Source organism: Blautia sp. 210820-DFI.6.14, from assembly GCF_020558815.1.
In the GTDB taxonomy this organism is placed as follows: Bacteria; Bacillota; Clostridia; order Lachnospirales; family Lachnospiraceae; genus Blautia_A; species Blautia_A obeum.
Genome location: NZ_JAJCKS010000114.1, coordinates 1 through 349 on the forward strand (window position 1 = coordinate 1; position 349 = coordinate 349).

The 349-nt window shown below is 37.5% G+C and carries 1 protein-coding gene; it reads left to right on the forward strand.

Annotated features, from left to right (window positions below):
• Window positions 1-349, forward strand: a 349-nt coding sequence (locus LI112_RS18750; RefSeq protein WP_227191218.1) for a helix-turn-helix transcriptional regulator, incomplete at both ends; no start/stop codon positions are given.

Consider the following 349-nt stretch of genomic DNA (forward strand, 5'->3'; position numbering starts at 1 on the left):
AGGAAAAGAAAACTGGGAAAGGGAACAACTTCCCGACAAATTGTCGAGAAGTTCAACAGATGAAAGACATGGAGATAAATGAAAAGATTCGTTATTTTCGGAAACAGAGAGGGCTATCGCAGGAGCTGCTTGCAGAACGAACAGGAATTAATGTGAATACAATTCGGAAGTATGAAATAGGCATACGAAAGCCGAAAGTAGAACAATTAAAGAAAATTGCGGATGGACTTGAAATTAGTGTAATAGAATTTTTGGATATTGAAATAGAAAATGAAGCGGACTTGATTGCTATGCTGAAAAAAATCAGTCCGTTTTTTAAGTGGGACGGATTGCTTCATGTATTGGAGGG